Annotated in this window: 27 protein-coding genes; 15 read left to right on the top strand and 12 right to left on the bottom strand. The window is 59.0% G+C overall.

All coding sequences use genetic code 11. The features are described 5' to 3' along the window. Positions 1–24: 24 nt before the first annotated feature. Both dprA and ABDX87_RS13695 read left to right on the top strand, forming a co-directional pair. Positions 25–1,137 carry a DNA-processing protein DprA gene (gene dprA, locus ABDX87_RS13700; RefSeq protein WP_346833312.1) on the top strand — a complete coding sequence of 371 codons (1,113 nt, stop codon included), beginning with the start codon at positions 25–27 and terminating at the stop codon, positions 1,135–1,137. Between the two features lie 39 nt (positions 1,138–1,176). Continuing rightward, entirely contained in the window at positions 1,177–1,734 is a 558-nt protein-coding gene (locus ABDX87_RS13695; RefSeq protein ID WP_346833311.1) for an L-threonylcarbamoyladenylate synthase, read from the top strand. 472 nt (positions 1,735–2,206) lie between these two features. On the opposite strand, the gene ABDX87_RS13690 is transcribed toward ABDX87_RS13695, so the two are convergent. Next, complete coding sequence (locus ABDX87_RS13690; protein WP_346833310.1) at positions 2,207–3,184, bottom strand: NADPH:quinone reductase; 978 nt, start codon at positions 3,182–3,184, stop codon at positions 2,207–2,209. A gap of 214 nt (positions 3,185–3,398) precedes the next feature. Between ABDX87_RS13690 and hemF the strand changes: the two genes are divergently transcribed. Together hemF and aroE are read left to right on the top strand one after the other, a co-directional pair. Beyond that, the gene (hemF, locus tag ABDX87_RS13685; RefSeq protein ID WP_346833309.1) at positions 3,399–4,319 is read left to right on the top strand and encodes an oxygen-dependent coproporphyrinogen oxidase; all 921 of its coding nucleotides are present in this window, start codon (positions 3,399–3,401) and stop codon (positions 4,317–4,319) included. Beyond that, positions 4,319–5,146: a shikimate dehydrogenase gene (aroE, locus tag ABDX87_RS13680; protein ID WP_346833308.1), complete on the top strand. Its 828-nt coding sequence runs from the start codon at positions 4,319–4,321 to the stop codon at positions 5,144–5,146. The genes hemF and aroE overlap by 1 nt, the downstream gene beginning before the upstream one ends. Before the next feature lie 194 nt (positions 5,147–5,340). On the opposite strand, the gene choX is transcribed toward aroE, so the two are convergent. Next, positions 5,341–6,267, bottom strand: coding sequence for a choline ABC transporter substrate-binding protein (choX, locus tag ABDX87_RS13675; protein WP_346833307.1), 927 nt, complete (start codon positions 6,265–6,267; stop codon positions 5,341–5,343). A gap of 38 nt (positions 6,268–6,305) precedes the next feature. Continuing rightward, entirely contained in the window at positions 6,306–7,811 is a 1,506-nt protein-coding gene (gene betC, locus ABDX87_RS13670) for a choline-sulfatase (protein ID WP_346833306.1), read from the bottom strand. 114 nt (positions 7,812–7,925) lie between these two features. Between betC and ABDX87_RS13665 the strand changes: the two genes are divergently transcribed. Then, complete coding sequence (locus tag ABDX87_RS13665; protein WP_346833305.1) at positions 7,926–8,876, top strand: choline sulfate utilization transcriptional regulator; 951 nt, start codon at positions 7,926–7,928, stop codon at positions 8,874–8,876. A gap of 440 nt (positions 8,877–9,316) precedes the next feature. After that, entirely contained in the window at positions 9,317–10,240 is a 924-nt protein-coding gene (locus tag ABDX87_RS13660) for a hypothetical protein (RefSeq protein ID WP_346833304.1), read from the top strand. 53 nt (positions 10,241–10,293) lie between these two features. On the opposite strand, the gene ABDX87_RS13655 is transcribed toward ABDX87_RS13660, so the two are convergent. After that, the gene (locus ABDX87_RS13655; RefSeq protein WP_346833303.1) at positions 10,294–10,962 is read right to left on the bottom strand and encodes an NAD(P)-dependent oxidoreductase; all 669 of its coding nucleotides are present in this window, start codon (positions 10,960–10,962) and stop codon (positions 10,294–10,296) included. A gap of 87 nt (positions 10,963–11,049) precedes the next feature. Between ABDX87_RS13655 and ABDX87_RS13650 the strand changes: the two genes are divergently transcribed. Further along, complete coding sequence (locus ABDX87_RS13650; protein ID WP_346833302.1) at positions 11,050–11,382, top strand: DOPA 4,5-dioxygenase family protein; 333 nt, start codon at positions 11,050–11,052, stop codon at positions 11,380–11,382. Positions 11,383–11,518: 136 nt separating this feature from the next. On the opposite strand, the gene ABDX87_RS13645 is transcribed toward ABDX87_RS13650, so the two are convergent. The 3 genes from ABDX87_RS13645 to trpB all read right to left on the bottom strand — a co-directional run bounded on the left by ABDX87_RS13645 (position 11,519) and on the right by trpB (position 14,183). Continuing rightward, positions 11,519–12,019 carry an anti-virulence regulator CigR family protein gene (locus ABDX87_RS13645; protein ID WP_346833301.1) on the bottom strand — a complete coding sequence of 167 codons (501 nt, stop codon included), beginning with the start codon at positions 12,017–12,019 and terminating at the stop codon, positions 11,519–11,521. Between the two features lie 125 nt (positions 12,020–12,144). After that, the gene (trpA, locus tag ABDX87_RS13640) at positions 12,145–12,957 is read right to left on the bottom strand and encodes a tryptophan synthase subunit alpha (protein WP_346833300.1); all 813 of its coding nucleotides are present in this window, start codon (positions 12,955–12,957) and stop codon (positions 12,145–12,147) included. Continuing rightward, positions 12,957–14,183 carry a tryptophan synthase subunit beta gene (gene trpB, locus ABDX87_RS13635; RefSeq protein WP_346833299.1) on the bottom strand — a complete coding sequence of 409 codons (1,227 nt, stop codon included), beginning with the start codon at positions 14,181–14,183 and terminating at the stop codon, positions 12,957–12,959. Before trpB ends, trpA begins: the two co-directional genes overlap by 1 nt. A gap of 120 nt (positions 14,184–14,303) precedes the next feature. On the opposite strand from trpB, the gene ABDX87_RS13630 reads away from it, so the two are divergent. Further along, positions 14,304–15,203, top strand: a complete 900-nt coding sequence (locus ABDX87_RS13630; protein ID WP_346833298.1) for a LysR family transcriptional regulator — start codon at positions 14,304–14,306, stop codon at positions 15,201–15,203. Here ABDX87_RS13630 and ABDX87_RS13625 read toward each other — a convergent pair whose 3' ends face one another. Next, the gene (locus ABDX87_RS13625; RefSeq protein ID WP_346833297.1) at positions 15,204–15,530 is read right to left on the bottom strand and encodes a DUF883 family protein; all 327 of its coding nucleotides are present in this window, start codon (positions 15,528–15,530) and stop codon (positions 15,204–15,206) included. Between the two features lie 202 nt (positions 15,531–15,732). Between ABDX87_RS13625 and ABDX87_RS13620 the strand changes: the two genes are divergently transcribed. Both ABDX87_RS13620 and ABDX87_RS13615 read left to right on the top strand, forming a co-directional pair. Then, a complete protein-coding gene (locus ABDX87_RS13620; protein WP_346833296.1) occupies positions 15,733–15,948 on the top strand; it encodes a dodecin in 216 nt (71 codons plus the stop codon). 149 nt (positions 15,949–16,097) lie between these two features. Then, complete coding sequence (locus tag ABDX87_RS13615; RefSeq protein WP_346833295.1) at positions 16,098–16,322, top strand: DUF1161 domain-containing protein; 225 nt, start codon at positions 16,098–16,100, stop codon at positions 16,320–16,322. 60 nt (positions 16,323–16,382) lie between these two features. Here the strand turns inward: ABDX87_RS13615 and ABDX87_RS13610 are convergent, their stop codons facing one another. Further along, positions 16,383–17,384: an LLM class flavin-dependent oxidoreductase gene (locus ABDX87_RS13610; protein ID WP_346833294.1), complete on the bottom strand. Its 1,002-nt coding sequence runs from the start codon at positions 17,382–17,384 to the stop codon at positions 16,383–16,385. Between the two features lie 290 nt (positions 17,385–17,674). Between ABDX87_RS13610 and ABDX87_RS13605 the strand changes: the two genes are divergently transcribed. Further along, positions 17,675–18,106, top strand: a complete 432-nt coding sequence (locus tag ABDX87_RS13605; RefSeq protein WP_346833293.1) for an OsmC family protein — start codon at positions 17,675–17,677, stop codon at positions 18,104–18,106. A gap of 132 nt (positions 18,107–18,238) precedes the next feature. Beyond that, positions 18,239–18,472, top strand: coding sequence for a DUF1161 domain-containing protein (locus ABDX87_RS13600; RefSeq protein WP_346833292.1), 234 nt, complete (start codon positions 18,239–18,241; stop codon positions 18,470–18,472). 151 nt (positions 18,473–18,623) lie between these two features. Here the strand turns inward: ABDX87_RS13600 and ABDX87_RS13595 are convergent, their stop codons facing one another. Then, positions 18,624–19,040 carry a hypothetical protein gene (locus ABDX87_RS13595; protein WP_346833291.1) on the bottom strand — a complete coding sequence of 139 codons (417 nt, stop codon included), beginning with the start codon at positions 19,038–19,040 and terminating at the stop codon, positions 18,624–18,626. 111 nt (positions 19,041–19,151) lie between these two features. Between ABDX87_RS13595 and ABDX87_RS13590 the strand changes: the two genes are divergently transcribed. Continuing rightward, positions 19,152–20,213, top strand: coding sequence for an aminopeptidase (locus ABDX87_RS13590; protein WP_346833290.1), 1,062 nt, complete (start codon positions 19,152–19,154; stop codon positions 20,211–20,213). 36 nt (positions 20,214–20,249) lie between these two features. On the opposite strand, the gene ABDX87_RS13585 is transcribed toward ABDX87_RS13590, so the two are convergent. After that, a complete protein-coding gene (locus ABDX87_RS13585; RefSeq protein WP_346833289.1) occupies positions 20,250–20,900 on the bottom strand; it encodes an HAD family hydrolase in 651 nt (216 codons plus the stop codon). Between the two features lie 171 nt (positions 20,901–21,071). Beyond that, positions 21,072–21,620: a gamma carbonic anhydrase family protein gene (locus ABDX87_RS13580; RefSeq protein WP_346833288.1), complete on the bottom strand. Its 549-nt coding sequence runs from the start codon at positions 21,618–21,620 to the stop codon at positions 21,072–21,074. Between the two features lie 90 nt (positions 21,621–21,710). Here ABDX87_RS13580 and prlC point away from each other — a divergent pair, with 90 nt between their 5' ends. Then, a complete protein-coding gene (gene prlC, locus ABDX87_RS13575) occupies positions 21,711–23,762 on the top strand; it encodes an oligopeptidase A (protein ID WP_346833287.1) in 2,052 nt (683 codons plus the stop codon). Further along, positions 23,759–24,046, top strand: coding sequence for a YheV family putative zinc ribbon protein (locus tag ABDX87_RS13570; RefSeq protein WP_062386358.1), 288 nt, complete (start codon positions 23,759–23,761; stop codon positions 24,044–24,046). Before prlC ends, ABDX87_RS13570 begins: the two co-directional genes overlap by 4 nt. Positions 24,047–24,086 lie beyond the last annotated feature (40 nt).

Genomic DNA, 24,086 nt, shown 5'->3' with positions numbered 1-24,086 from the left:
GGGCCACGGATCAAGGAAGATCTCATGCCGTTGTTCGAAAAAGCCGGGCAGTCGCCTGCAGAGCTGGAGGCGCGTCTGCGCCTTCATCGATTGCCCGAAATCGGTCCGAAGCGTTTTCATACCCTTATCGATGCCTTCGGCAGTGCTTCTGCTGCCCTGAGCGCTCCAGCCTCTGCGTGGCGATCCTTGCGGCTGCCGGCCGCCAGTTCCGACGCCCGGCGCAGCCCGGAAGTGCGTGACGGCGCCAGCGCCGCATTGGCCTGGTTGGAGCGTCCGGGCCAGCATTTGCTGATGTGGGACGATGCTGACTACCCTGCTTTACTGGGTGAAATTTCCGATCCCCCTCCGCTTCTTTTCATCGCCGGTGATCGCACGTTGCTTGATCGTCCGCAGCTCGGAATGGTCGGCAGTCGACGCGCTTCCAGGCCGGGACTCGATACGGCGAAGGCGTTTGCCCGCAGCTTGGCGGGGGCTGGATTTGTCGTCACCAGCGGCCTCGCGCTCGGCATTGATGCTGCTGCCCATCAGGGTGCGCTGGATGTAAAAGGTGCCACGATCGGGGTACTTGGCACAGGCATCGAAAAACTTTATCCACAGCGGCATCGTCAACTTGCAGCAACCATGGTGGCGCAGGGTGGCGCGGTGATTTCCGAGCTTCCGCTGGATGCCGGTCCCCACGCCAGCAATTTTCCGCGACGCAACCGAATTATCAGCGGCCTGTCGTTGGGCGTACTCGTGGTGGAGGCCAGTGTCGCCAGTGGCTCGTTGATCACGGCGCGCCTGGCGGCTGAGCAGGGCCGGGAGGTCTATGCGATTCCCGGATCGATTCATCACCCGGGCGCTCGGGGCTGTCATCAACTGATCCGTGAAGGCGCGGTGTTGGTGGAGACGATCGATCACATTCTGGAAGCGCTGCAAGGCTGGAAAAACCTGCCGCCGAGCAATGAGCCAGGGGAAACCAAGCCTGGGCCCACCCATCCCCTTCTGGCGTTGCTGCATGCGGCGCCGCAGACCAGCGAGGGATTGTCAGCCAGCAGTGGCTGGCCGTTGCCCAAGGTACTGGCGGCCCTGACCGAACTTGAACTCGACAACAGCGTGGCGTGTGACGCCGGGCGATGGTTTGCCCGGGCCCCCTGAGGTTAAACTGCCCGCCAGCGTTAATTCGGAGAGTGAACGATGGTCAGCAGTTGGCGTGTGCAACAAGCCGCACGAGAGATCCGGGCCGGGGCGGTGATTGCCTATCCAACCGAAGCGGTATGGGGGCTGGGGTGCGACCCTTGGGATGCGGAAGCGGTTTACCGCCTGCTGGCAATCAAGGCGCGGCCTGTTGAAAAAGGCTTGATCCTGATTGCTGACAACATTCGCCAGTTCGATTTCCTCTTCGAGGATTTCCCCGAGCTTTGGATTGATCGCATGGCCAGCACCTGGCCGGGTCCGAACACCTGGCTGGTGCCGCATCAGGGCCTGTTGCCTGACTGGATCACGGGCGGCCGTGACACCGTGGCGCTGCGTGTCAGCGATCATCCTCTGGTGCGTGAGCTATGCGCCTTGACCGGCCCGCTCGTGTCAACGTCGGCCAACCCGACCGGCCGACCTGCCGCGCGTTCGCGGTTGCGGATCGAGCAGTACTTCCACAACCAACTGGACATGGTTCTGGGTGGCTCGCTGGGTGGGCGGCGTAATCCGAGTGTGATTCGTGATCTGGTGACGGCCGAGGTCGTGCGCGCGGGGTGATGTCGGTTGCACGACCCTGTAGGCGCTGCGCGAGGTTACGAGAGTGGCGAATGCGGTGTGTCAGGCAGAACGCATTCGCCACCGTCGTAACCTCCGGCAGCTCCCACAGTTGGGCGTTGTAATCCGAGTGTGATTCGTGATCTGGTGACGGCTGAGGTCGTGCGAGCGGGGTGATGCCGTTTGCACGACCTGTAGGCGCTGCGCGAGGTTACGAGAGTGGCAAATGCGGTGTGTCAGGCAGAACGCATTCGCCACCGTCGTAACCTCCGGCAGCTCCTACAGCTGGGCGGCGTAATCCGAGTGTGATTCGTGATCTGGTGACGGCTGAGGTCGTGCGAGCGGGGTGATGCCGTTTGCACGACCCTGTAGGCGCTGCGCGAGGTTACGAGAGTGGCGAATGCGGTGTGTCAGGCAGAACGCGTTCGCCACCGTCGTAACCTGCGGCAGCTCCTACAGGTATTGAGTCGTCGGACTAAGGCACCAAAATAATCGACCCGGTGGTGCGTCGTGCCGACAGCTCGGTGTGTGCCTTGGCCGCGTCCTTCAAGTCGAATTTTTTCAGGTCGTCCACCTTGACCTTGCCGTTGGACACCATCGCGAACACCTCGTCGGCCATCGCCTGCAACGCTTCCGGGGTGTTGGCGTAGGAACCGAGGGTCGGGCGGGTCACGTACAGCGAGCCTTTCTGCGCCAGGATCCCCAGGTTAACGCCCGATACAGCACCTGAAGCGTTGCCGAAGCTCACCAGCAGTCCGCGCAGCTCCAGGCAGTCCAGCGAGGTTTCCCAGGTGTCTTTGCCGACGCCGTCGTAGACCACCGACACTTTCTTGCCATCGGTCAGTTCAAGCACGCGCTTGGCGACGTCTTCCTTGCTGTAGTCGATGACTTCCCATGCGCCGTTGGCTTTGGCGTGGGCGGCTTTCTCCGGCGAGCTGACCGTGCCGATCAGCTTCACACCCATGGCGCTGGCCCACTGGCAGGCGATTGAGCCTACGCCCCCGGCGGCGGCGTGGAACAGGATGATTTCTTCAGGACGAATTTCGTACGTCTGACGGAACAGGTACTGCACCGTCAGGCCCTTGAGCATGATCGCGGCGGCCTGCTCGAAGCTGATGTCGTCGGGCAGTTTGACCACGTTGGCGGCCGGCGTCAGGTGCAGGTCCGCGTAGCTGCCCAGCGGACCGGTGCCGTAGCCCACGCGGTCACCGACTTTAACGTGGGTGACTTCTGCTCCGACCGCCTCGACCACGCCTGCACCTTCGTTGCCCAAGCCCGAGGGCATTGAGGCAACGGGATACAGACCGGTGCGGAAATAGGTTTCGATGAAGTTGACGCCAATCGCTTTGTTGCGCACGAGCACGTCTTTCGGACCGGGAGCGGCCGGCTCGAAGTCAACGTACTCAAGAACTTCAGGGCCGCCGTGGGCGCGGAACTGGATACGCTTTGCCATTTGCTTTCTCCGTCATGGATCGAAACTTTTGTACGAAAGGGCTCTATCGGACTCCTTCGTTCGGTCTTCGTCAACTGCGGCACCGGCCAAGCCGGTGATATGCTACGCGCCACTTTCGCGGCAGCGTTTTGATGAGCAACGGTCTTCTCAGCGGGAGACTGCGCCCAAAACGATGCTCACAAACACCGGTTTCACGTTCTCTCAAGGTACTGCCATGTCCTTTCGCACCGACGCCGTCAAAGCCTACCTGCTGGATCTGCAAGACCGGATCTGCGCCGCGCTGGAACAGGAAGACGGCAGCGCACGTTTCGTCGAAGACGCCTGGGAGCGACCTGCCGGTGGCGGCGGACGAACCCGAGTGATCGAGAACGGCGACGTTATCGAAAAAGGCGGCGTCAATTTCTCCCATGTCTTCGGTGCAGGACTCCCTCCTTCGGCCAGTGCTCATCGTCCTGAACTCGCTGGACGCGGCTTTGAGGCGTTGGGCGTGTCGCTGGTCATGCACCCGCATAACCCACATGTTCCGACCTCACATGCCAACGTGCGTTTCTTCATTGCTGAAAAAGAAGGCGAAGAGCCGGTCTGGTGGTTCGGCGGCGGTTTCGACCTGACGCCTTACTACGGCGTCGAAGAAGACTGTGTGCACTGGCACCGTGTTGCCGAGCAGGCCTGCGCCCCGTTTGGCGCCGATGTCTATCCGCGCTACAAGGCGTGGTGCGACCGGTATTTCCATATCAAGCATCGCAATGAGCCGCGCGGCGTGGGCGGTCTGTTCTTCGATGACCTGAACGAGTGGGACTTTGATACCAGCTTCGCTTTCCTGCGGGCCATCGGCGATGCCTTCGTGGACGCCTATCTGCCCATCGTGCAGCGTCGCAAGGCCACGCCTTACACGGCACAGCAACGCGAATTCCAGGAATTCCGCCGTGGTCGTTACGTGGAATTCAACCTCGTCTACGACCGGGGCACGCTGTTCGGATTGCAGTCGGGTGGCCGTACCGAATCCATCCTCATGTCCCTGCCGCCGCAGGTGCGTTGGGGCTACGACTGGAAAGCCGCGCCGGGCAGCGAGGAAGCGCGCTTGACTGAATATTTCCTGCAGGATCGCGACTGGCTCGCTGAGGAAAACAAGTAATGACTGACCATTACGTCGTCTTCGGCAACCCGATCGCACACAGCAAGTCGCCGCTGATTCATCGCCTGTTTGCCGAGCAGACCGGGCAGGCGCTGGATTACCAGACCGCTTTGGCGCCACTCGATGACTTCACGGCGTTCGCCAAACAGTTCTTCGTGTCCGGGCTGGGTGCGAACGTCACCGTGCCGTTCAAGGAAGAGGCCTATCGGTTGGCGGATCAACTGACTGAACGCGGTCGTCGGGCCGGTGCGGTGAATACCCTGGCGAGACAAGCGGACGGCAGCCTGTTGGGCGATAACACCGATGGTGCGGGTCTTGTGCGTGACTTGACGGTCAACCACGGCGTGACTCTCAAGGACAAGCGCGTGCTGTTGCTGGGTGCTGGCGGGGCGGTACGGGGCGCGCTGGAACCACTGCTGGCTGAAGAGCCGTACGTGTTGGTCATCGCTAACCGCACGGTGGAAAAGGCTGAACGGTTGGCACAGGAATTTGCGGATATTGGTCCGGTGCTGCCCGCTGGTTACGACTGGCTTGAAGAGCCGGTGGACATCATCATCAACGCGACGTCCGCCAGCCTTTCGGGAGACGTCCCGCCGATTGCGCCAAGTCTGATTCAACCGGGCGAAACCTTCTGCTACGACATGATGTACGCCAAGGAACCCACGGCGTTCTGCCGGTGGGCAACCGAGCATAAAGCCGGGCAAGCCGTCGATGGTCTGGGGATGCTGGTCGAGCAGGCGGCGGAAGCCTTTTTCCTGTGGCGCGGCGTGCGCCCGGACTCAGCGCCGGTGCTGGCCGAGTTGCGGCGGTTGATGGCTGAGGGTTGATCAAGAAGTGGATGCTGCTGGCGGTCGCCGATCTACTTGATGCTGTCGATCTACTGTGGGAGCGAATTCATTCGCGATTCGCCGTTACATCAGACACATTTCTGTCGCCTGTACCGCCGCCTCGCGAATGAACTCGCTCCCACAGGTCAGTCTGCAGCCTTGAGATCAAATTGATCCCAAGGTCTGGAGGACGCTTACAACTTGGCTTTGACCGCTGGCAGCGCATCTTTGTCGTCGATGGTTTTCACGCCGCTCAACCACTTCTCAAGCACTGCCGGGTTTTCCTTGAGCCAGGCTTTGACCGCTTCGGTATTGCTGACTTTATTGTCCACCACGTTCTTCATGATGGTGTTTTCCATGTCCTGGGTGAACGTCAGGTTGGAGAACAGCTTGGCCACGTTCGGGCAGGCATCGGCGTAGCCCTTGCGGGTCACGGTGTAGACGCTGCCGGTGTCACCGAAGTACTTCTCGCCACCTTTCAGATAGTGCATGCCTTTGATCTGCACGTTCATCGGGTGCGGCGTCCAGCCCAGAAACACCACGAACTCCTTCTTCTTCACGTTGCGCTGCACTTCGGCCAGCATCGCCTGTTCGCTGGACTCAACCAGCTTCCAGTCGCCCAGGTCGAACTCGTTCTTCTTGATGATCTCCTGAATCGACGCGTTGGCCGGAGCCCCCGAGCCGATGCCGTAAATCTTCTTGTGGAACTTGTCGGCGAACTTGTTCAGGTCGGCAAAGTTATGCACACCGGCGTCGTAGACGTAGTCCGGCACGGCGAGGGTGAACTCGGTGCCTTCCAGGTTCTTCGCGTATTGCGTTACATCGCCGGTGGCGATGAACTTGTCATAAAAGCCCTGCTGCGCAGGCATCCAGTTGCCCAGGAAAACGTCCATTTGACCGTCTTTGAGACCACCATAGGCAATCGGCACTGCCAGCGTATCGACCTTGGTCTTGTAACCCATGCCGTCGAGCAGAAAGCCCGCCGTGGCATTGGTTGCAGCGATGTCGCTCCAACCTGGATCGGCCATCTTGACCGTACTGCAGCTTGCGTCAGCGGCGTGTGCAACGACGCTGCTCAAGCTCATCACCGCAACCGCCAGCGTTGTGAACAACTTCTTCATGGTGTGCCCCTTTTTGGTTTTCTAAGTGTTGGCAGGGTTCAAGGTTGTGGATAACGGGCCTTGCGCTCCAGATCGTCGAGATCGATATGGTTGCGCATGTATTGCTGACTGGCGTCTACCAGCGGCTGGTGATCCCAACTCTTCAGCTTGCCGAGGGCCAGCGACTGGGCGACGAAACGCCGACGACGCTGGCTGGCGAGCACCTGGTGGTGTATCGCCGGAATGTCCCATTTGGCCTTTGCTTCGGCCAGGAACGCGTTGAACAGGTCGCGATGAGCCTCGGACTGGCTCAGCTCTTCCTGCTCTTTCGGATCGTTGTACACGTCATACAGCAGACATGGATCTTGTTCCGAATAGATGAATTTGTAAGCACCGCGACGAATCATCATCAAGGGGCTGTTTGTGCCTTCGGCCATGTACTCGCCGAACACTTCATCGTGACCGCCAGTCCCCTCCAAGTGCGGCAGTAACGAACGGCCGTCGAGTGGAAGGCCCGCCTCAAGCTCGCCTTGCGCCATCGCGACAAAGGTCGGCAACAGGTCGGCGGTGGACACGGCGGCCTTCACGCGGCCGGCTTTGAACTGACCCGGAGCGTACACGAGCAGTGGCACACGGGCGGACATTTCAAACCAGTGCATTTTGTACCAGAGACCACGTTCGCCGAGCATGTCGCCATGGTCGCCGGAGAACACGATGATGGTGTCGTCGGCCAGGCCGGTGTCTTCCAGAGTCTTGAGCAACTTGCCGACGTTGTCGTCGATGTAGCTGCACGCACCGAAGTACGCGCGGCGAGCGTCGCGGATTTTCTGTTCCGGGAGCGGCTTGTCCCACAGGTCATAGACCTTGAGCAGGCGCTGGGAGTGCGGGTCTTGGTCGGCCTGCGCGGGCGGTGCAGACGGCATGGGAATCTCGTCGTCGGTATAGAGATTCCAGAACGACTTGGGAATGGTGTACGGGTCGTGCGGGTGAGTCATCGACACGGTCAGGCAGAAAGGTTGGTCGCCGTCTTCACGCACATGGTCGAACAGGTATTGCTGCGCCTTGAAGACCACTTCTTCGTCGAAGTCGAGCTGGTTGGTCCGCACGCACGGGCCGGCTTGCAGCACCGACGACATGTTGTGATACCAGCTTGGGCGAACATCAGGCTCGTCCCAATTGACCGCCCAGCCATAGTCGGCGGGGTAAATGTCGCTGGTCAGGCGCTCTTCATAGCCGTGCAGTTGGTCCGGGCCGCAGAAGTGCATCTTGCCCGACAGCGCCGTGCGGTAGCCGAGGCGACGCAGATAGTGGGCGTACGTAGGGACGTCGGCCGGGAAGTCGGCGGCGTTGTCATACGCGCCAATCTTGCTCGGGAGCTGACCGCTGACGAGGGTAAAGCGCGATGGGGCGCACAGTGGGCTGTTGCAGTAAGCAGCGTCGAACACCACGCCTTCAGCAGCGAGGCGGCTCAAATTCGGCATTTTGATTGGAGATGAGGCGTAAATCGGCAACATCGGCGCGGCCATCTGATCGGCCATGATGAAAAGAATGTTCTTGCGCTTCATGTCTTCGCGGCATTCCATAGTGAATATTTATGCGAAATTGCTGCTCCAGAGAATGAGACCCATGGGATCAGCGGTAAAGCCTATAAAACGCAATGCCTAGGATAAGCCACGCTTATGTTTGAAGCCCTCGGTGATATGTCGCTGGACCTGCTGCGCGGTTTCGAAGCCGCCGCCCGGCTTCGCAGCTTTACGGCCGCTGCCGTTGAACTCGGCACCACTCAACCGGCCATTAGCCAGCAAATCAAAAGGTTAGAAGAACAACTGGCAACGCGCCTCTTCGATCGCATCTACCGAGGCATTGAACTCACCGACGCCGGCGAGATTCTGTTCAACCACGTGCAAAGTGGATTGCAGTCGATGGATGCCGGTTTGAGCCTCATCACCGAGCAGCGTCAGCATGAGGTGCTACAGGTCGCGACCGACTTTGCCTTTGCCGCTTATTGGCTAATGCCACGCCTGCATCGTTTCCACAAAGACAACCCTGATGTCGACGTAAGCCTGGTGACCAGTGAACGCAGCCACAGCATGTTACGGGCCGATATCGACGTTGCCGTGCTGTTTGGTGACGGGCGCTTCAAGCAGGGAGAGAGCCACTGGTTGTTCAGCGAAGAAGTGTTCCCGGTCTGCAGCCCGAAACTGCTCGCCGCACGTCCCCTGCCCTTGCCCAATGAGGCGCTGAAGGAATTTCCCTTGCTGCACCTGCGTGGCGAAAACAGCACCAACTGGTTCGACTGGGGTGGCGTGTTCCGCGCGCTGAACATCGCCCAGGCACCCGCGCCGGGACAGCTGCGATTCGACAACTACACGTTGCTGATTCAGGCCGCGATTGGTGGCCAAGGTGTTGCCATTGGCTGGCGGCACCTGGTGGACGATCTGCTGGATCAAGGCTTGTTGTGCCGTCCCATCGAAGCGACCGCGATCTCTGGTTATGGGTATTACATCGTCTTGCCGCAGCGCAAACGACGGGTGCAGATCGTGCAACGTTTCGTCGATTGGTTAAAAAGTGAGCAGGCGTTGAGTGGGGATTCGTTGGTCGGCAAGCCAATGCCGTCGATTGCTATCTGATCTTTAAAAAAATACCCGCATGGGCCATCTGGAAACACCTGCTCAAACTGTCAGCCGATTATAAAACAGTGTGCTTGTTTAGGAAATTTCCTACGGTTCGATAGGACCTATTGGGGTATGCATGATCGAAAAATTAGAGTTATTTAGTTGATGTCGCTTGAACACCAGCAACATTTTTCTTAGTGAAAAATAGATAATGGCCGCATCGCGGTTAAGGAACGATGACTAAACTAAGTCCTGTATTTTTTGCCATCAGAGTACTCGTTATCACGACGTGGCGATGGTTGGGTGAAAGGATTAACAGGCAGTATATTAACGTCTTCCTCAACCTGATCAGGTTTTCACTCATCGCGTTCATACTGTTTTGCTTCGCAGGTTATTACAGTATGTCTACGTTCTTCTAAGTTTCTATGAGTCAATAAAAATAAAAGGAGATAACAATGCCAGATATTTTAACGAAAAAAGATTTAGACACACTTGAGATTTTACTGACCTACGATTCTGCATCAAGCATGTACGCCATGTTGCAATCAAAGGGTTATAAGTATGCTGTCCTCGCGGATGGTGTCGTACGTGACAACTCACTCTCAGGGGCCGCCGCCGATCATTTCATGCGCGTTACTGCACGAGGAGAGGGAATAGCAATCTCCGACGATATCGTAGAATTTATATACCGTCGGATGGCTCGCGGTTATCTTGACGCGCTGACTGCCCAGTATAAGGCGCAGGGAATGGTCAATCGAGATATTAGCCATCGCGAAGCTTGGGATTTTCATAGCCAATCCTTTGCCGCTTTTGGATTGTCGCCAGATGCGTGGACGCTGAATTCAGTTTTCGCAATTATGGCGAATGATACGGTGAGGGAGCGTTACTGGTCCGAGATTCTTGCCGCCGCGGGTGATCCTGTTTCGGAGGCTATCGTTTTAGTCAGGACAGAAAGCTTCATGGCAACTGCATCAGTAGTAGGGTCGCAGGACGTGAAAAAAGTAGTGCAAAACTGGCGCGACAGACTTGATACGCCGGCGGCCATCGTGGCCACTGGAAAAAACGCGGCGGGTATGGTCGCGGATCGGATTAACGCATTCTTCAATGAAATATCAGAAAGTGTTCTTGGCCAAGTACCGCCAGGGGCAATCATTCCCGATTGGGTGCCTGTTCCTCCGCCGACCCCGTTACCAACACCCAATATGACAACCGTCCTTCCTTCAATCCCGGCCGCGCCGAACGTGCCCGTCAGCCCTGCCCATAAACCTCGTAAAAGACCGAGACTTCCGCCGCCCACGACTCATCAAGGTCATCCAGGCAGTGGATATGGGCAAAGCAGTTCAGCCAATACTGGTCCTCGGCTTAGACTGGACCCTTAGAGTGCAATGGTTGTTGGCTTCTTCGCTGTGCCGCGCGAAGAAGCCGTTACGGCTCAAACCACGAAATTCACATACTGACGAACGTGCATGTTGAGCTTCAGCTCATCGGCAATCCCCGATGCCACCCTGCCCAGCACTTCAAGCGGGATTTCCAGCCCGGGTTCGACGATGCTGCTGGTGTGGCTGAAGTGCTCGATGCTCAAGCCCGCAACGCCCTGCGGCGCGCTGACCAGCGTCCAGTCGGCGTCGCTTTTACGCAGGGCATCGACGATCAGGGCCGAGGCCTGGTGCTGGTCGAGGTCAGGGTCTTGGTAATCGGCCAATGGCTGGTTGTGCAACAGCTGGATGTCCGCAACCAGTATCAGGCGTCTGATTTGCGCGGTCCTCAAGCACCTCAGCAACGTGTGGGTGGCGATGAGTTGTTCTTCGGGGGTGAGGCCAATCGGTGCGCGGGTGTGCTCGGCGCCAACGGGCAGCACTTTGGCGTCGAGCAGGCAGACCACCGCCGAGCAGCCCGCGATGCTTTCACTCACACGCTGACTGTCGAACAGATTGCCGGTTTTGGTGCGCAGGCCCGGACGCGGTGCCAACGCATTGAGGTCGTCGACAATGGCGATGACTTCGTGCTGGCGACGCAGCATCTCCGCCATCAGCGCACTGCCAAAGCTGCTGATCGCGCCAAACAGCGTCACCTTCATCACCGGCGTTTCTGCATTCTTCATGGCAATTGATCCGGGTCTGTGGATAACTCTTATCCTTCATTCAGACTAGCAGCGAAAGGGCTGTTCTACGTTTAAGGAGGACCGGACATGTCAGCTGTTCAGGGTTACCACGCCCACGTTTATTTCGATGCCCAGACCATCGAGCAGGCGCGCGCGTTGTGCGAGAGCGTTGCGGCGAAATTCGATATCCGCATGGGGCGAGTGCATGAGCGTCCCGTAGGCCCGCACCCGGACTGGAGCTGTCAGTTGGCGTTCGAGCACGAAAAGTTTGCCGATGTGATGCTGTATCTGGCGCTGAATCGCAACGGACTGGTGATCTTCACGCATCCGGACACCGGCGATGACCTCGCCGACCACACCGAGCATGCGATCTGGATGGGCGGGATGCGGGAATTGAATGTGGGGATGTTCAAGAAGTGATATCGGACGCATAACCCTTGTAGGAGCGCGCTTGGTCTGGGCCGCATCCGGACGATTGCGTTTTCTCTGACACATCAATGCTGCCTGGCACACCGCAATCGCGGGCAAGCGCGCTCCTACATGGATCGGGTGTGGCTTAGTTCAAAACACCTTCCAGAATCTCGTACACGATCCCGCTGCCTACCGCGATCAGGACGATATCTGGCCCCAGACGACGCCATTCGTAACCGTCGTAACGCGGCAGGTACTGCAGCGAGCGTTCATCCAGACGACGGCCATAGCCCCGTGGCAGTGGATGGCCTCTCACAATGTGAACATTGGGCGGCAGCGGCTGGCCGCGGCCGATGATTTCGCGATGCTCCTGGATCGTGCGGCGTACATCGCCGAAATCTGAAGGCGGACGGCCGCCGCGATGATCGTTGCCACGGTTGTCAGGACGCGGGTCATTGCGATGGTCGTTGCCGTGATCATTGCCTCGATTGTCTTGGGGACCGCCTTGCGGGCCGCGGTCCTGATGTTGGCCAGGGCCATGGTCGTCATTGCCGCCACGTTGATCCGGTGGTGCTGCGTGGACCAGCGCACTGGCACTGACCATCAGCACGCCCAACCCGGCGATCAAACGATTCGAGACTTTCATGTAGCGTGCTCCTGAGCAAATTCGAGTCAGCAAAAAGGGGTTCAGAATCAGGTTCTGAACCCCTTTGCTGTACTGCTTAGTCTGCTAACAAAGGTGGAGATTCCTCTGTATCAGAAACTTTACCTTCAGGACACACGGGCCTTACGCACGCCTTCGGACAACTCGGCACAAAGCTTCAGCACACCGCTGACGGCTTGGTCGGCGGACTGCGCGTTGGCGATCTGATCGATCAACGCAGACCCGACTACCACACCCTCGGCGACACGGGCGATCGCAGCGGCTTGATCCGGTGTGCGAATGCCGAAACCGATGCTGATGGGCAGATCAGTATGGCGACGCAAACGTGTCACGGCTTCCTTCACGTGCTCAATGGTTGCCGCGCCAGCACCCGTTACACCGGCCACCGACACGTAGTAGACGAAGCCCGAACTGCCATTGAGAACCGTCGGCAGACGATTGTCATCGGTAGTCGGCGTGGTCAGGCGGATGAAGTCCAGGCCGGCGTCCTGCGCAGGGTCGCACAGCTCGTTGTTGTGCTCAGGAGGCAGGTCGACCACGATCAGACCGTCGACACCCGATTCACGCGCTTCGGCAATAAAACGCTCCACGCCGTAGTTGTGGATCGGGTTGTAGTAACCCATCAGTACCAGCGGCGTGGTGCTGTCGTCGACGCGGAACTCGCGAACCATCTGCAGGGTTTTCGCCAGGTTCTGCTTGGCGTCCAGTGCGCGAATGTTCGCCAGCTGGATCGCCGGGCCGTCGGCCATCGGGTCGGTGAAGGGCATGCCCAGTTCGATCACGTCGGCGCCGGCTTTTGGCAGGCCTTTCAGGATCGCCAGCGACGTGTCATACGCCGGGTCGCCCGCAGTGATGAAGGTCACCAGGGCGGCACGGTTTTGTTCTTTGAGGTCGGCAAAACGCGTTTGCAGGCGGCTCATCAGTGTTTCTCCTGCTTGGACAAATCCAGGTGATGCATGACGGTTTGCATGTCCTTGTCGCCACGACCGGACAGGTTGACCACCATCAGGTGATCTTTTGGCAGCGTTGGCGCGCGCTTGAAGACTTCAGCCAGGGCGTGAGCGCTTTCCAGTGCCGGGATGATGCCTTCCAGGCGGCAGCACTGGTGGAACGCGGCCAAGGCCTCATCATCAGTGACCGAGGTGTATTCGACGCGACCGATGTCGTGCAACCACGCGTGTTCCGGGCCGATGCCTGGGTAGTCCAGACCGGCAGAAATCGAGTGTGCGTCGATGATCTGGCCATCGTTGTCCTGCAGCAGGAACGTACGGTTACCGTGCAGTACGCCCGGAACGCCGCCGTTCAGGCTCGCCGCGTGCTTGCCGGTTTCGATGCCGTGACCGGCCGCCTCGACGCCGATGATGCGCACGGAGGTGTCATCGAGGAACGGGTGAAACAGGCCCATGGCGTTGGAACCGCCGCCGATGCACGCCACCAGGCTGTCTGGCAGACGGCCTTCTTGCGCTTGCAGCTGCTCGCGAGTCTCTTTGCCGATGACGGCCTGGAAGTCGCGAACCATCGCAGGGTAAGGGTGTGGGCCTGCAACGGTGCCGATCAGGTAGAACGTGCTGTCGACGTTGGTCACCCAGTCACGCAGGGCTTCGTTCATCGCGTCTTTCAGCGTGCCGGTGCCGGCAACGACCGGAATCACCGTGGCGCCCAGCAGTTTCATGCGGAACACGTTGGCCTGCTGACGCTCGATGTCAGTGGTGCCCATGTAGATCACGCATTCCAGGCCAAAACGCGCGGCCACGGTGGCGGTCGCCACGCCGTGCATGCCTGCGCCAGTCTCGGCAATGATGCGCTTCTTGCCCATGCGACGGGCCAGCAGGATCTGGCCGATGCAGTTGTTGATCTTGTGCGCGCCAGTGTGGTTCAGCTCTTCGCGCTTGAGGTAAATCTTGGCGCCGCCGCAGTGCTCGGTCAGGCGTTCTGCGAAATACAGCGGGCTTGGACGACCCACGTAATCGCGCTGGAAATAGGCCAGTTCCTTGAGGAAGGCGGGGTCTTCTTTCGCGATCTCGTACTCACGGTTCAAGTCGAGGATCAGCGGCATCAGGGTTTCGGCCACATAGCGACCGCCAAACGCGCCGAACATGCCGCGCACGTCCGGGCCATTGCGATATTGGGTCTCAGTCTGGGACATAGGAACCTCCAAAGTGACGAATAGGGTGAGCCGTTGAGGCAGTGAACACACTTTAACAGCGCCATGGCAGATGAAAACCGATAAGATCGCCGTAACCTGTCAGGAAAACTCACAGATACCATGAGCCGAGACCTTCCCCCGCTGAACGCGTTGCGCGCCTTTGAAGCCACCGCCCGTCTTAACAGCGTCAGTCAGGCTGCGGAACAACTGCACGTGACTCATGGCGCCGTCAGCCGACAGCTGAAGGTTCTGGAGGAGCACTTGGGCGTCAGCCTGTTCAGCAAGGACGGTCGCGGCCTGAAACTCACAGATGCGGGCATTCGTCTGAGAGATGTCAGCGGCGAAGCGTTCGATCGACTGCGCAGCGTCTGCGCCGAACTGAGTCAGGGCAGCGCCGATGCGCCATTCGTACTCGGCTGCTCGGGAAGTCTTCTGGCGCGATGGTTCATCCCTCGGCTGGGAAGGCTGAACAGCGACCTTCCTGATCTGCGGCTGCATTTGTCCGCTGGCGAAGGGGATCTTGATCCACGACGACCGGGTCTGGATGCATTGCTGGTCTTTGCAGAGCCGCCCTGGCCTGCGGACATGCAGGTCTTCGAACTGGCGAGTGAACGCATCGGCCCGGTCTTGAGCCCTCGTTTCGCGCGATTCGAGACACTCCGCCACGCGCCGGCGCACGCATTGCAGGGCGAGCCTCTTCTGCAAACCTTGTCACGTTTGCAAGCATGGCCCAGTTGGGCGAAGCAGAACGGCATCGATCCCGACGCGCTGCACTACGGCCAGGGTTTCGAGCATCTTTATTACTTGCTGGAGGCTGCCGTTGCAGGACTTGGAATTGCCATCGCCCCGGAGCCGCTGGTCGCGGACGACCTAAAAGCAGGACGCCTCGCTGCGCCATGGGGTTTCAGTGAAACCCCGGCGCAACTGGCGTTGTGGGTACCCAAACGTGCTGCGGACGGACGCGCGCAGCAGCTTGCTCAGTGGCTCAAAAACGAGCTTGAGCGTTCGGGTCAGGTGTAATCAGTGACCGCGCTTGACCAGCAGATATGCTGCCAGCAGACCGATTGCACCCACGGCGACACCCGCAGTGGTCCAAGGGTGTTCCTGGGCGTAGTCACGCGTGGCAACGCCGGTTTCGCGTGTTTTCACTTTGACGTCTTCATAGACATCGCTCAGCAGGCTGCGCGAATGGCTCAGCGCGCTTTCGGCGTTGGCTTTCAGGGTCTTCAAGGTCTTGCGCGACTCGTCCGAAGCGTCCGACTTCAAGCTCTCAAGTGACTTGAGCAGACTCTCGATCTCGGCTTCCATGCTTTGCAATGACGCTTTACGGGATGACGTGAATGCCATGATTTGACTCTCCTGCGATGATGAGTGGCGTGTGTTGTTTCCGACTACAGGGTTTTCAGAAAGTGCAGTGCGCGTTTCGAAGAGCCGCTTTTTATGAACTTTTCAGCTCAATTGGGCGCCTCAAAGGTAGGCAAGCCACACCGGATGTCAGCAGCACATTCGCTGCTACGCTCCAATCGAAGACCATTTGAGGAAAACTGCCATGACTGATCACCACACCTACAAGATGCTCGAACTGGTCGGCTCGTCGACCACCAGCACTGATGATGCGATTCAGAATGCGATTGCCCAGGCCGCCAAGAGCGTCAAGCTCATGGAGTGGTTCGAAGTGCTGGAGACCCGCGGGCACATCAAGGACGGGAAAGTGGCTCACTTTCAAGTGACCATCAAAGTGGGCTTCCGCATCGATAACAGCTGAAAAACCTGAACTTTTGGACTGGCCGAGTGCCACAACCTTCGCTATACATACCCCGCCGTTCGTGAACTCGGACGCGAGGACTCTGTGACGGGCCGCTGATCACCAGCGGCCTATTACGCTTGAAAGCGCCTGACGAGGGAGTGTGACCGATGAAGAAGATTCTTTTGGCGGTTGGGTTGTTGAGTATTGCGGGCACCACCTTGGCGGCCGGGAAGTCGTGCGATGACGTGAAGGCGGACATCGACGCGAAGATCAAGGCCAAAGGTGTGTCGTCCTACACGCTGGAGGCGGTGGACAAAGGCAGCGCCGCAGACGGTAAGGTCGTAGGCACCTGCGACGGCGGCAGCAAGGAAATTGTCTACAAGCGCGGCTGATTCAGCCCGTTGTACACAAAAAACCGACGCGTTTGGCGTCGGTTTTTTTGTGTGCGGAAACTAGCCTTTCGCGACCTGCGCCAGAATCTCGTAAGAGCGCAGCCGGTCAGCGTGCTCATACATGTCGCAGGTAAAAATCAGCTCGTCGGCGTCGGTCTGCTCCAGCAACACGTCCAGCTTGGCGCGGATCTTCTCCGGGCCGCCCACCATCGCAAGCCCCAGGAAGTCCATGACCGCTTCGCGTTCATGGGGCAGCCACAGGCCGTTCATGCTCTCGACCGGGGGTTTCTGCATCAGGCTCTGCCCGCGCATCAGGTTAAGAATGCGCTGGTACACCGACGTCACCAGATACTCCGCCTGCTCGTCTGTATCGGCGGCGGCCAACGGCACGCCAAGCATGACGTAAGGCTTGTCGAGCACCTCGGAAGGCTGGAAGTGGTTGCGATAGACCCGAATGGCTTCGTGCATGTAACGCGGTGCGAAGTGCGAGGCGAACGCATACGGCAATCCACGCTGACCGGCCAGTTGGGCGCTGAAAAGGCTTGAACCCAGCAACCAGATCGGCACGTTGGTGTTGGTGCCTGGTACGGCGATGACGCGTTGGTGCGGCTGGCGCGGACCGAGGTAGCTCATGAGTTCCGCGACGTCATCGGGGAAGTCGTCAGCGCTGCCGGAGCGTTCACGGCGCAGGGCGCGTGCGGTCATCTGATCGGAGCCCGGCGCGCGGCCCAGACCCAGGTCGATACGGCCCGGAAACAGACTGGCAAGGGTGCCGAACTGCTCTGCGATCACCAATGGCGCATGGTTGGGCAGCATCACGCCCCCCGAACCGACGCGGATGGTCGACGTGCCGCCCGCCAGATACGCCAGCAGCACTGAAGTCGCCGAACTGGCGATGCCGTCCATGTTGTGGTGTTCAGCGACCCAGAATCGGTTGTATCCCCATTTTTCGACGTGTTGCGCCAGGTCCAGCGAATTGCGCAGCGAGACGGCCGGGCCTTTGTCCTCGCGAACCGGCACCAGGTCGAGGGTGGAAATCTTCACATCAGCTAATCGTTTCATAGGCCGCCGTTGATCCTCTTGGGGCTTGGTCTGACGCCTTAAACGTTTGAGGCGTGAGAGCAAAGCCTGCGTTAAGCCTAAATATTTGCGTTAAGCCATAGGATAAGGCCGGATTTTGAGGTTGCAATGGGCAGAGAGAAAATTCCTACTAATTTGGTCGGATTTTCCATCTTAAAAAAAAGACAAATTCAGCACGCATGTCATAACCGTTGAACTAACTCCCGCCTACACTCCTCAGACTTTTGGTCCACGTGCGATCACTCGCACTTTTTCATTCATGAGGAGACACCATGAGCATCGTCAAGAAAGCATCCGCCCACTGGGAAGGCGACCTGAAAACAGGTATCGGTAGCATCTCCACTGAAACCGGCGTACTGCGTGAAGCCCCTTACGGTTTCAAGGCCCGCTTCGAAGGCGGTAAAGGCACCAACCCTGAAGAACTGATTGGCGCAGCCCACGCGGGTTGCTTCTCGATGGCCCTGTCGATGATTCTGGGCGGTGAAAACCTGAAAGCCGACAGCATCGACACCACCGCTGACGTCACACTCGATCAGGTCGATGGCGGCTTCGCGATCACTGCTGTGCACCTCACCCTGAAAGCCAAGGTGCCAGGCGCGACTCAAGAGCAATTCGAGAAATTGACCGCAATGGCCAAAGAAGGCTGCCCGGTCTCCAAAGTGCTGAACGCCAAAATCACGCTGGATGCCACGCTGCTGAGCTGATCCTTCGGTGTTGCAATACCCGATGACCCGCACATGCGGGTCATCTGCGTTTTGGGCCTGAGAGAACCGGCTCGTCGCGGCAAGGTCATATGCAGGGCCGATGCGACTCGCACGGCATCGAAGGAGTCGAACATGAAACGCATCGCCGCAACCTTGATCATCAGTGCACTGACCACCAGCGTGTTCGCTGCTCCCAAACCCTGCGAAGAACTCAAGGCCGAAATCGAAGCCAAGATCCAGGCGCAGAACGTCAGTTCATACACGCTGGAAGTCGTCAGCAACGAAGAAGTTCACGACCAGAACATGGTCGTGGGCACCTGCGAAAACGGCACGAAGAAGATCATTTACCAAAAGAATGATCAGTGAGTTCGTACACCGAACACTCTACTGTGGGAGTGAGCTTGCTCACGAAGAGGCCGTGACAACCATCACGCTTCCGGGTCTGTCACCCAGTATTCGAGCAAGCTCTCTCCCACAAATCATCACCCGGCAAAACACCGTGTAGCGACGAGCGATGTCACGGAATACAGAAAATATCGCCCTCTTCCGCCAAGACCTTGCGTTGTTCGTCTCGTAGCTGGGCGTCGATGCTGTTGGCGATATGGCGCACGTCGAGGCGATAACGGTGGCCTGCCTCGAAATGGTCGTAATTGATCGTCACGTAGCAGGTCAGCTCGTTGTAAATGTCCATCGAAAGCCCCAGTCCACCGGGCGCGTACTCATAGTCGTAGCGCACTTCCAGCTTGTGCTTGCCTGGCGTGACCTGAAAATAGCGGCCATCTTCCGTACGTACACCGTCCAGCTTGTCAGCCATCAGCGTCTTGCCGGTGTAGGTGTGAAGGTCGACCCAGGCTTGTTGCGGATCGACCGCGGGCAATGGCCCTGCGCATCCGGCCAGCAGAATCAGGGCAATGATCGACAGGGGCAGGCGCATGGCAGACTCCGCATTCAGGCTGATGACGAGGGTGGTTGCGTCGCAGGCCGGCTCTGCGGCATAACAGCTGACGCTGTGCATCTTGTGTTTTTTCTTCGTTAAGGCCGCTGAATGAATCGATTCAAAATGACGTGGTTCCGGCGCGGCTTGCCGATGCTAGCGATTTTACTCCTCAGCGGCTGTTCCAGTCTTTCCTATTACACGCAGTTGGCCAGCGGCCAGTTGGCCTTGCTCCGGGCGCGCGAGCCAGTGAGCGATGTCATTGCCGATCCGCAGCGTGATCCCAAGCTGCGCGACCGGTTGCTCAAGTCGCAGCAGGCCCGCGAGTTCGCCAGCCAGCATTTGCATCTGCCGGATAACCAAAGCTATCGACTGTTCGCCGACATCCACCGGCCCTATGTGGTCTGGAACGTCTTCGCCACGGGCGAGTTTTCCCTTGATCCGGTGACCCACTGCTTCCCCATCGCAGGTTGCGTCGCCTATCGCGGTTACTACGACCAGAACGCGGCGCGAGGGGAAGCGGCGTTGCAGAAGCTTGAAGGCAAGGACGTTTACGTCAGCGGCGTCGAGGCCTATTCGACCTTGGGCTGGTTCAACGACCCCATCATCAGCTCAATGATGACTTGGGGTGATGAACGGCTGGCGACGCTGATTTTTCACGAGCTGGCGCACCAGCGGTTTTATGTGAAGGACGACAGTGAGTTCAATGAGTCCTACGCCACCTTCGTTGAACAAGAAGGCACTCGGCAGTGGCGGGCGGCTCGAGGATTGCCGCCCGAGACAGCGTCGTCGGAAACGCAACGTCGCGATCAACTCACGCAACTTGTGCTCAATACCCGGGATCGTCTCAAAGCGCTTTACGCCGAGCCTCTCGACGCGGACGCCATGCGCCAGCGAAAAGCGGCAGAATTCGAGCGTCTGCGCAGTGAATACCAACAGATGCGCGACAGCCAATGGGGCGGCGACAAGCGTTTCGACGCGTGGGTGTACGCGCCCATGAACAACGCCCGGCTATTGCCGATCGGGCTTTATGATCAGTGGGTGCCGTCGTTCGAGGCGCTGTTCAGGCAGGTGAACGGTGACTGGACGGCGTTTTATGCAGCCGTCGAAAAGATCGGCGGCTTGCCCAAGGACGAGCGCAAGGCCGCGCTGGAGCGATTGGCGAAGCCTTGAGCGTTACCTCGGATCCTACAACGGGATGCGGGGCTGTCAGGACTTGAGAAACGCCTGATGCAGCGCCATCAGCGACTCAAAATGATACGTCGGCGCTTCAGCTTCCAACTCTTCGCGGCTGCCAAACCCATACCCCACCGCCGCCACGTCCAGCCCGTTGCGCTTGCCGCCAATCAGGTCGTGTTTGCGGTCGCCGATCATCAATGTCTGCTTGGGATCGAGTTTTTCCTCGTCCAGCAGGTGACGAATCAATTCGACCTTATCGGTCCGCGTGCCGTCCAGCTCGCTGCCGTAGATCAGCTTGAAGTGCCGCGCAAAGTCGAAATGCCGGGCGATCTCATGGGCGAATACCCACGGCTTGGACGTCGCGATAAACAACGTGCGGCCTTGATCGGACAACAAGTCGAGCAGCTCGAAAACGCCATCGAACACCAGGTTTTCGTACAGGCCGGTGACCTTGAAACGCTCGCGATAGAAACCTACCGCTTCCCACGCTTTGGCCTCATCGAAATCGTAGGCGCGCATGAATTGCTGCAACAGGGGCGGCCCGATGAAGTGCTCAAGGCGAGTGATGTCGGGCTCATCGATCCCCAGTTTGCTCAGGGCGAACTGGATCGAACGCGTGATGCCTTCGCGTGGATCGGTCAGCGTGCCGTCCAGGTCGAACAGAATATTCTGGTAATGCATGTCGTCTCTCAGAAGCTTGAAGAGAATGTGTGGGTGATGCACTTAGCCTGTGGGAGCGAATTTATTCGCGAGAGGCCCGTAGTTCTTTAGAAAATGCGTCGAATGGACCGACGTCTCGCGAATGAATTCGCTCCCACAGGTTGATCAGTGTCCAGGGGAAAGCTGTCTAGCTCAGCAGGGTTTGTCGAAACCCTCGGCCAGATGCTGGTCTTTGAGCTTCACGTAATTGGCCGCGCTGTAGGGGAAGAAGGCGATTTCCTTCTCGGTCAGCGGGCGAGCCTGTTTCACCGGCCGGCCGACATACAGAAACCCCCTTTCCAGGCGCTTGCCCGGCGGCACCAGGCTGCCAGCGCCAATGATCACTTCGTCTTCGACGACGGCGCCGTCCATGATCGTGCTGCCCATCCCGATCAGGATGCGGCTGCCGATGGTGCAGCCGTGCAGCATAACTTTGTGGCCGATGGTCACTTCGTCGCCGATCAACAGCGGAAAACCGTCCGGGTTGAAGGGCCCGGCGTGGGTGATGTGCAGCACGCTGCCGTCCTGAACGCTGGTGCGGGCGCCGATACGGATGCGGTGCATGTCGCCGCGAATTACCGTCAGTGGCCAGACGGAGCTGTCAGCGCCGATCTCAACATCGCCTATGACGACGGCTGAATGATCGACAAACGCCCGGTCGCCAAGGGCCGGGGTGTGATTCTGGAAAGTGCGAATAGCCACAATAGGCTCCTTCTCTGGCGCTGATAGCTGCGGTCAGCGCCGATTGTAATTAAGATGCTCAGGTGTTTCTTCCAGCCAAGGTGCCAAACCGTGAGCGCGAACAACCCTCTTTTGCAATCGTACGACCTGCCACCTTTCTCGGCGATCCGCGCCGAGCACGTAAAACCTGCCATTGACCAGATTCTTGCCGACAACCGCGCCGCGATTGCCGACATCCTCGCCAAGCAAGGCAAGCAGCCTACATGGGCTGGCCTGGTGCTGGCGATGGACGAGCTGAATGATCGTCTGGGCGCGGCCTGGAGCCCGGTCAGCCACTTGAACGCCGTGTGCAACAGCGCCGAACTGCGCGAAGCCTACGAGTCGTGCCTGCTCGCATTGAGCGCGTACTCCACTGAAATGGGCCAGAACCGCGAACTGTTCCAGGCATTCGAAGCCTTGGCCAACAGCCCGGAAGCCGCCGGTTTCGACGTGGCGCAGAAAACCATTCTGGAACACTCGCTGCGTGACTTCCGTTTGTCGGGCATCGACCTGCCGCCCGAGCAGCAGAAGCGTTACGCCGAAGTGCAGAGCAAACTGTCGGAGTTGGGCAGCCAGTTCTCCAACCAGTTGCTCGATGCAACGCAAGCCTGGACCAAGCACGTCACGGACGAAGCGGTTCTCGCCGGTCTGACCGATTCGGCCAAGGCGCAAATGGCCGCTGCGGCCAAGGCCAAAGACCTCGACGGTTACCTGATTACCCTGGAATTCCCGAGCTACTACGCGGTGATGACCTACGCCCAGGACCGCGCGCTGCGCGAAGAAGTTTATGCCGCCTACTGCACCCGTGCGTCGGACCAAGGCCCGAACGCCGGCAAGAACGACAATGGTCCGGTCATGGAACAGATCCTCGACCTGCGCCAGGAGCTGGCAAAACTGCTGGGTTTCGCGAGCTTCTCGGAGCTGAGCCTGGCGACCAAGATGGCCGAGTCCAGCGATCAGGTGCTGAGTTTCCTGCGTGACCTGGCCAAACGCAGCAAGCCGTTCGCCGCTCAAGACCTGCAACAGCTGAAAGCCTATGCCGCCGAACAGGGCTGCCCGGACCTGCAAAGCTGGGACAGCGGCTTCTACGGCGAAAAACTGCGTGAACAGCGTTACAGCGTCTCTCAGGAAGCACTGCGCGCTTACTTCCCGATCAACAAGGTGTTGACCGGCTTGTTTGCCATTGTGCAAAAACTGTACGGCATCGAAATCGCCGAGCAGAAAGGCTTTGATACGTGGCACCCGGACGTTCGCCTCTTCGAGATCAAGGAAAACGGTCAGCACGTCGGCCGCTTCTTCTTCGACCTCTATGCCCGCGCCAACAAGCGTGGCGGCGCATGGATGGACGGTGCGCGTGACCGTCGTCGCACGTCGGCCGGCTCGCTGCAAAGCCCTGTCGCCAATCTGGTGTGTAACTTCACCCCGGCGGCACCGGGCAAACCTGCCCTGCTGACCCACGATGAAGTCACGACGCTGTTCCACGAATTCGGCCACGGTCTGCATCACCTGCTGACTCGCGTCGAACATGCGGGCGCCTCGGGCATCAATGGCGTGGCGTGGGATGCGGTCGAGCTGCCAAGCCAGTTCATGGAGAACTGGTGCTGGGAGCCGGAAGGTCTGGCGCTGATCTCCGGTCACTACGAAACCGGCGAGCCGCTGCCACAGGACCTGCTGGAAAAAATGCTCGCGGCGAAGAATTTCCAGTCCGGCCTGATGATGGTCCGCCAACTGGAGTTCTCGCTGTTCGACTTCGAACTGCACGCCACCCACGGCGACGGTCGCACCACGCTGCAAGTGCTGGAAGGCGTGCGTGACGAGGTGTCAGTGATGCGTCCGCCTGCGTACAACCGCTTCCCCAACAGCTTCGCGCACATCTTCGCGGGCGGTTACGCGGCAGGTTATTACAGCTACAAGTGGGCTGAAGTGCTGTCGGCAGACGCCTTCTCCAAGTTCGAAGAAGACGGCGTACTCAATGCCGAAACCGGTCGCGCGTTCCGTGAAGCGATTCTGGCCCGTGGCGGCTCCCAGGCGCCGATGGTGCTGTTCGTCGATTTCCGCGGACGCGAGCCTTCGATTGACGCACTCTTGCGCCACTCCGGCTTGAGTGAGGAAGCGGCAGCATGACCGATACACCGCACGTGATTACCAAGAAACGCTTCATCGCCGGGGCGGTCTGCCCGGCGTGCAGCGAGCCTGACAAGTTGATGATGTGGAGCGAAGACGATGTCCCGCACCGCGAATGCGTGGCCTGCGGGTATTCCGACACGCTCAATGCCCAGGGTCAGTCGATCCCGAAGGAACTGGGGACTCGTGTCAACAAGGCGCCGGTAAAACCCGCCGATCCGAAGGTTCAGGGCGTGCAGTTCTTCCCGAACCCGAAGCTGAAAAAGCCGGTGGATCCCAGCTAGAAAAAAACGTGGAAATCCTGTCATGCCTCACCCGTGGGCA

Source organism: Pseudomonas abietaniphila, assembly GCF_039697315.1.
Lineage (GTDB): Bacteria > Pseudomonadota > Gammaproteobacteria > Pseudomonadales > Pseudomonadaceae > Aquipseudomonas > Aquipseudomonas abietaniphila_B.
The sequence above is the reverse complement of the archived record's forward strand: the minus strand, read 5'-3'. Positions and strand labels throughout refer to the sequence as shown.

Coding starts and splice junctions, on each gene's coding strand:
- dprA (WP_346833312.1), top strand. CDS start 25: ATGCCGTTGTTCGAAAAAGCCGGGCAGTCGCCTGCAGAGCTGGAGGCG.
- ABDX87_RS13695 (WP_346833311.1), top strand. CDS start 1,177: ATGGTCAGCAGTTGGCGTGTGCAACAAGCCGCACGAGAGATCCGGGCC.
- ABDX87_RS13690 (WP_346833310.1), bottom strand. CDS start 3,184: ATGGCAAAGCGTATCCAGTTCCGCGCCCACGGCGGCCCTGAAGTTCTT.
- hemF (WP_346833309.1), top strand. CDS start 3,399: ATGTCCTTTCGCACCGACGCCGTCAAAGCCTACCTGCTGGATCTGCAA.
- aroE (WP_346833308.1), top strand. CDS start 4,319: ATGACTGACCATTACGTCGTCTTCGGCAACCCGATCGCACACAGCAAG.
- choX (WP_346833307.1), bottom strand. CDS start 6,267: ATGAAGAAGTTGTTCACAACGCTGGCGGTTGCGGTGATGAGCTTGAGC.
- betC (WP_346833306.1), bottom strand. CDS start 7,811: ATGAAGCGCAAGAACATTCTTTTCATCATGGCCGATCAGATGGCCGCG.
- ABDX87_RS13665 (WP_346833305.1), top strand. CDS start 7,926: ATGTTTGAAGCCCTCGGTGATATGTCGCTGGACCTGCTGCGCGGTTTC.
- ABDX87_RS13660 (WP_346833304.1), top strand. CDS start 9,317: ATGCCAGATATTTTAACGAAAAAAGATTTAGACACACTTGAGATTTTA.
- ABDX87_RS13655 (WP_346833303.1), bottom strand. CDS start 10,962: ATGAAGAATGCAGAAACGCCGGTGATGAAGGTGACGCTGTTTGGCGCG.
- ABDX87_RS13650 (WP_346833302.1), top strand. CDS start 11,050: ATGTCAGCTGTTCAGGGTTACCACGCCCACGTTTATTTCGATGCCCAG.
- ABDX87_RS13645 (WP_346833301.1), bottom strand. CDS start 12,019: ATGAAAGTCTCGAATCGTTTGATCGCCGGGTTGGGCGTGCTGATGGTC.
- trpA (WP_346833300.1), bottom strand. CDS start 12,957: ATGAGCCGCCTGCAAACGCGTTTTGCCGACCTCAAAGAACAAAACCGT.
- trpB (WP_346833299.1), bottom strand. CDS start 14,183: ATGTCCCAGACTGAGACCCAATATCGCAATGGCCCGGACGTGCGCGGC.
- ABDX87_RS13630 (WP_346833298.1), top strand. CDS start 14,304: ATGAGCCGAGACCTTCCCCCGCTGAACGCGTTGCGCGCCTTTGAAGCC.
- ABDX87_RS13625 (WP_346833297.1), bottom strand. CDS start 15,530: ATGGCATTCACGTCATCCCGTAAAGCGTCATTGCAAAGCATGGAAGCC.
- ABDX87_RS13620 (WP_346833296.1), top strand. CDS start 15,733: ATGACTGATCACCACACCTACAAGATGCTCGAACTGGTCGGCTCGTCG.
- ABDX87_RS13615 (WP_346833295.1), top strand. CDS start 16,098: ATGAAGAAGATTCTTTTGGCGGTTGGGTTGTTGAGTATTGCGGGCACC.
- ABDX87_RS13610 (WP_346833294.1), bottom strand. CDS start 17,384: ATGAAACGATTAGCTGATGTGAAGATTTCCACCCTCGACCTGGTGCCG.
- ABDX87_RS13605 (WP_346833293.1), top strand. CDS start 17,675: ATGAGCATCGTCAAGAAAGCATCCGCCCACTGGGAAGGCGACCTGAAA.
- ABDX87_RS13600 (WP_346833292.1), top strand. CDS start 18,239: ATGAAACGCATCGCCGCAACCTTGATCATCAGTGCACTGACCACCAGC.
- ABDX87_RS13595 (WP_346833291.1), bottom strand. CDS start 19,040: ATGCGCCTGCCCCTGTCGATCATTGCCCTGATTCTGCTGGCCGGATGC.
- ABDX87_RS13590 (WP_346833290.1), top strand. CDS start 19,152: ATGAATCGATTCAAAATGACGTGGTTCCGGCGCGGCTTGCCGATGCTA.
- ABDX87_RS13585 (WP_346833289.1), bottom strand. CDS start 20,900: ATGCATTACCAGAATATTCTGTTCGACCTGGACGGCACGCTGACCGAT.
- ABDX87_RS13570 (WP_062386358.1), top strand. CDS start 23,759: ATGACCGATACACCGCACGTGATTACCAAGAAACGCTTCATCGCCGGG.